This window comes from Stenotrophomonas sp. STEN021, assembly GCF_056760175.1.
On record NZ_JBRREH010000144.1, the window covers coordinates 1 to 5,028 of the forward strand.

Annotated in this window: 5 protein-coding genes; all 5 read right to left on the reverse strand. The window is 66.1% G+C overall.

Annotated elements, in window-relative coordinates; translation table 11 throughout:
- Positions 1 to 206: 206 nt before the first annotated feature.
- Entirely contained in the window at positions 207 to 2,066 is a 1,860-nt protein-coding gene (locus ACVOL0_RS19975) for an ABC transporter ATP-binding protein (RefSeq protein WP_481550564.1), read from the reverse strand.
- A 71-nt stretch (positions 2,067 to 2,137) separates the two neighbouring features.
- On the reverse strand, positions 2,138 to 2,455 hold the full coding sequence (locus ACVOL0_RS19980) for a BON domain-containing protein (RefSeq protein ID WP_481550565.1): 318 nt from the start codon (positions 2,453 to 2,455) through the stop codon (positions 2,138 to 2,140).
- A gap of 272 nt (positions 2,456 to 2,727) precedes the next feature.
- Positions 2,728 to 3,372 (reverse strand): trimeric intracellular cation channel family protein, encoded by a 645-nt coding sequence (locus tag ACVOL0_RS19985; RefSeq protein ID WP_481550566.1) that lies wholly within the window; start codon positions 3,370 to 3,372, stop codon positions 2,728 to 2,730.
- Positions 3,373 to 3,449: 77 nt separating this feature from the next.
- Positions 3,450 to 3,899, reverse strand: a complete 450-nt coding sequence (locus tag ACVOL0_RS19990) for a carboxymuconolactone decarboxylase family protein (protein ID WP_481550567.1) — start codon at positions 3,897 to 3,899, stop codon at positions 3,450 to 3,452.
- A gap of 36 nt (positions 3,900 to 3,935) precedes the next feature.
- A complete protein-coding gene (sigJ, locus tag ACVOL0_RS19995; RefSeq protein WP_481550568.1) occupies positions 3,936 to 4,832 on the reverse strand; it encodes an RNA polymerase sigma factor SigJ in 897 nt (298 codons plus the stop codon).
- Positions 4,833 to 5,028: the final 196 nt, after the last annotated feature.

Genomic DNA, 5,028 nt, shown 5'->3' on the forward strand with positions numbered 1-5,028 from the left:
CACCTCCCCGTCACCCGCGCCCCGGGCGCGCGGGCGCCGCCCCCCCCCCCCCCGCCCCCGCCCGCGCCCCCCCACCCCCCCCCCCGCGCCCCCCCCCCCCCCCCCACTACGCTCCCTCCCTTTGGCCGCAGGCCAAGGGGAGGGTTGGGGAGGGATGGCTTCTTGCCGGGAAAGCCCCAGCCGAGCATGGCTCGGCACTACGTTGCTTATCTGTAGCCGGCTGCCTGCAGCTCGAACAACTCCGCGTAACGGCCACCTTCAATCATCAGCTCTTCGTGGGTGCCGCTGGCTTCGATGCGGCCGTCAGCCAGCACCAGGATGCGGTCAGCCATGCGCACCGATGAAAAACGGTGCGAGATCAGCACGGCGGTGCGGTTGTCCGACAGCTCCTTGAATCGCTGGAATACCTCGAACTCGGCACGCGCATCCAGCGCTGCGGTCGGCTCATCGAGGATCATCACCTGCGCGTCGCGCATATAGGCGCGGGCGATGGCGATCTTCTGCCACTGGCCACCGGACAGGTCCACGCCGGTCTTGAAGCGGCGGCCGATCAACTGCTCATAGCCCGCAGGCAGGCCATCGATCACTTCATCGGCCAGTGCGCGCCGCGCGGCATTGCGGATGCGCTCCTTGTCGTTCATGGCCTCGACCAGACCGACGCCGATGTTCTCGCCGGCAGACAGGTGATAGCGCACGAAGTCCTGGAAGATCACCCCCATGTTGGCGCGCAGGTCATCCAGGTCATAGTCACGCAGGTCGCGGCCATCAAGCAGGATGCGGCCTTCGTCCGGGTCGTACAGGCGTGCCAGCAGTTTGACCAGGGTGGTCTTGCCGGCGCCGTTCTCGCCGACCAGCGCAATGACTTCGCCAGCCTGCAGCTGGAAGCTGAGGTTGCGTACTGCCCAGCGCTCGGCATCGGGGTAACGGAAGCCAACATTCTCGAATACGAAGCCCTCGCGGATCGGACGCGGTATCGCGACGGCATCCGGGCGCGAGCGGATCTCCGGTTCGATGGCATAGAACGAGAACAGGTCGTCCAGGTACAACGCTTGCCCGGCAACCTGCGAGAAACCGGTGAGCAGGCCTTCCAGCAGCTGGCGCAGACGCAGGAAACTGCCGGACAGGAAGGTCAGGTCGCCGATACTGAAGTCGCCGCGGATGGTGCGCCAGGCGATATAGCCATAGGCAGCGTAGTAGCCAAGTGTGCCCAGCGCGGCCAGCAGCGTGCCCCAGATAGCGCGCTTGCGCGCCAGCGCACGGTTGGCTTTGTAGAAGCGCTCGGCCAGCAGCTTGTAGCGGTCAATCAGGAAACGGTTGAGGTTGAATATCTTCACCTCTTTAGCGGTTTCCACGCTGGCGCCGACCTGGCGCAGGTAGTCGAGCTGGCGGCGCTCCGGTGTCCAGCTGAAGTTGAGCGAGTAACCCAGGGTGTTGAAGTGCGATTCGCCGATGAAGGCCGGGATCAGCGCAATCGCCAGCAGCACAATCAGCCAGGGCGCATAGACGATCAGGCCGGCAGCAAAACTGATGACGGTGATGGTGTCCTGCACCTGGCCGAACAACTGGCTCATCAGGCTCATCCGGCCCATGGTCTGGCGGCGGGCACGGTCGAGCTTGTCCTGCAGATCGGGGTCTTCGAAGTCTTCAAGGTCGAGCTCGGCCGCGTGCTCCATCAGGCGCACGCTGGTGGCATTGGTGAACAGCTCGGACAGCAGCGAATCGGCGTAGTTGATCAGTCGGCCAAGCAGGTCCGAGCCGATCGCGATCGCCAACTCCAGCAACAGCAGCTCAAGCAGAGTATTGAGATGGCCGCTGGAGAATGCCTCAGCCAGCGGCGGCATCGGACCAGCGCCAGCCAGGCGCACAGCCTCGTCGATGATGAGCTTGCCCACGTACAGCATCGCCACCGGCATCAATGCGCGGACCAGGCGCAGGCCGAGGCTGCTGATGGTCAGCCAGCGGCTGGTCTGCCACACCTGTCGCAGGAACGGCGGCAGGTTGCGCATCGCATCCACGCGCTCGCGGAAGCTGGGTTTCTTGGTGGGAGCTGGCTCGGGGTGTGGCATGGATGACTCAAGCGGCAAGGTGCCGCTTCAGGTTACCCGGAAAACGCGTCTACCCCGCTGCATCGGTGCGCTCAACCGTCCTTGCCCAGATCGATATCGCCCATCCGTGCATCGTCGCGCCCATCGGGGTTGTCACGCACTGCTTCACCGGGCGCGCCGAAGGAACGCTTGCCGCTGTCTACATGGAGGTGGCTGGTCACCTTGCGCACGCCTTCAATGGCGGCAACAACGGCCTCGACATTGTGTTTGACCTCGACGCTGGGAACATCGCCGGACAAGGTCACCTGGCCATCCCTTACCTGGGCCAGTACCTGCGACGTCTGGGCCTGCTGGCCGAGGGTACGGACGACTTCATCACCGATCAGAGTGTCGGAGCGTTCTGTGGACATGGCGGGGCCCTCTTGATGTGGGGCTTCCACGATGGCCGATCAGGTGTGAGTTTGACGTTACCTCGGCCTCGCTCCTCCCTTTGCCGCAGGCACGGGAAGGGCTGGGGTTTTGCCCCCTCCCTTGCGCAGCGCGCAGGGGAGGGTTGGGGAGGGGTGCTTTGGTTCTTGCTCTTGCTCTTGTCTTCACGCCGTCATTCCCACTTTCGAGGGAATCACAGCATGGAGGCGGGGAGAGCAAAAAACCCAAAAACCAGGCGTCTGCATCCCCTACATCACTTCCGCGGCCCTTCCGGCGGCGGTGGCTCCGATGACTGCAGCGCCACCGGCAGATGCCAACCAAAATGCATCGCCATCATCCGCAAACCGAAGCAAAGCCCGGCGCCAACCAACGCACAGGGCAGCGCCGGTAGCCCCAGCCAGTAACCGACGGCGACCACGGCAGCACCGGCCAAGGCCGCAACCGCATACAACTCGGCCTGCAAAACCAACGGCACCTGTGCCAACAACACATCACGGGCAATACCGCCACCAATTCCGGTCAACATGCCCAGCGCAGCCGCCATTGGCGGATCAATGCCATAGGCCAGTGCCTTCTGCGTGCCGGCCACGGCAAACAAGGCCAGCCCCATCGCATCGAACATCCGCACCGGGTACTGCATACGCTCGATCAAGGGCGCCCAGAAGAAGGTGACGATGCCTGCAGCCAGGGTGATAGCCGGGTAGCGCCAATCGCTGATCGCCGCCACCGGGGTAGCGCCGATCAGCAGGTCGCGGGTGATGCCGCCGGCCAGTGCTGCCGCGAACGACAGCACCAGCACGCCGAAGATATCCAGTCGCCGGCGCACACCCATGGTCGCCCCGGACAGGGCGAAGACGAAGGTGCCGATGAGGTCGAGGATCAGTACGAGGGTTCCCATGCACCGTATTGTGCGGTGTGGCGCGGGCTGCGGCCATCAGTCCGATCTGGATTGATGGCCTTTGGTTCGTCATTCAATCAGGGCAGCGGCGGCAGCAAGCTGGCGCCGAGTCGGTTCCAGGCGTTGATCACCGCCACGGCCATGCTCAGGTCGCTGATGCCCTTGTCGTCGAAATGTGGCCTCAACGCGTCGAAGGCGGCCTGCGAGGGCGTGCCATCCGGCAGCCGGGTCATCGCCTCGGCCCAGCCCAGTGCGGCACGCTCGCGCTCATCGAAGAAGCGGCTCTCGTGCCAGGCCGGCAGCGTGTCGAGTTTGCGCGGTTCGATGCCGGACTTGCGCAGTGCGGTGGCATGCATGTCCATGCAGTAGCCGCAGCCGTTGATCTGCGATACGCGCAGGAACACCAGCTCCTGCAGTTCGTGCTCGATGGAGCTGTCATGCACGGCCTTGCTGGTGGCCAGCAGGCCCTTGAAGGCATCGGCGGCGAGACGGGTGTAGGGCACGCGGGGGAAGGTGGTAGCGGACATCAGGTTTCTCCAGACGACCACGATGGCCGTCTTTCGTTACAAGGACGCAGCAGCGGCTTCGTGCGTGACAAGTGGGGGCAACTTTTCTGGATTGAGTACGCTGTAGAGGGCTGCGATGCGCCCATCCACCACTTCGATGGTGGTGAATGAGGCCAGCCTGCCTTCGGCGAAGCGCAGAATTGCCAGTTCGCCGTTGACGTAGCCAAGTTGGGCGGGCAGGGCAGCACCGCGGCGGGCGATGGCCCAGTACAGGCGGCCGATGCTCTCGGCGCCCCGCAGCGGGCGGATGGCAGCGGTGACGATGCCGCCACCGTCGGAGAACTGGGCGGCATTGGCATGCAGCAGGGCCTGGATGGCGGGGCTGTCGCCGCGCTGGGCCGCTTCCATGAAGCGCTGCAGCAGCTGCCTATGCTGTGCCGGCGCCGGCTGGAAGCGTGGTGCACCGGCCTGCAGGCGCTGCTTGGCCCGACGCACCAGTTGCCGGCAGTTGGCCTCGCTGTGCCCAAGCAGGCTGCCGATCTGGCGGTAGTCGTGGTCGAAGGCTTCTTTCAGCAGGAAAGCGGCGCGCTCGTCCGGGCTCAGTTGCTCCAGCAGGGTCAGGAAGGCGACGGAGACTTCGTTGGCGACGGCATGGATCTGTGCAGGATCGGTTGCGGTGTCGGGCGACAGTTCGACCTGCAATGGTTCCGGCAGCCACGGGCCGGGATAGTGCTGGCGTTCCCGCTTGGCCGCGCGCAGGCGGTCCAGGCTGAGTCGCGTGGTGGTGGTGACCAGCCAGGCCTCTGCGTCGCGGATGTCGGCGGTGTCGCTGCCCGCCCAGCGCAGCCAGGCGTCCTGCAGCACGTCCTCGGCATCCGCGCGGCTGCCCAGCATGCGGTAGGCCAGTGCCAGCAGGCGCGGGCGGTGGGTCTGGAAGAGGGATTCGGGGTTCATGAAGGCAGGACGGCGCGGGGCGGGCTGGCGTGACAGCGCCACTTTGCCTGAACCTGGCCCTTGTGGTTGTGGGAGCGGGGGGGGGGGGGGGGGGGGGGGGGGGGGGGGGGGCGGGGGGGGGGGGCGGCGGGGGGCGGGCCGGGCCCCCCCCCCCCCCCCGCGCGCCCGAGGGCGGCGCGGCCGGGCGCCGGGGGGG

Excerpts from the sequence above, each read along its gene's own strand:
- sigJ (WP_481550568.1), bottom strand. The coding sequence starts at position 4,832 with ATGAACCCCGAATCCCTCTTCCAGACCCACCGCCCGCGCCTGCTGGCA.
- ACVOL0_RS19980 (WP_481550565.1), bottom strand. The coding sequence starts at position 2,455 with ATGTCCACAGAACGCTCCGACACTCTGATCGGTGATGAAGTCGTCCGT.
- ACVOL0_RS19985 (WP_481550566.1), bottom strand. The coding sequence starts at position 3,372 with ATGGGAACCCTCGTACTGATCCTCGACCTCATCGGCACCTTCGTCTTC.
- ACVOL0_RS19990 (WP_481550567.1), bottom strand. The coding sequence starts at position 3,899 with ATGTCCGCTACCACCTTCCCCCGCGTGCCCTACACCCGTCTCGCCGCC.
- ACVOL0_RS19975 (WP_481550564.1), bottom strand. The coding sequence starts at position 2,066 with ATGCCACACCCCGAGCCAGCTCCCACCAAGAAACCCAGCTTCCGCGAG.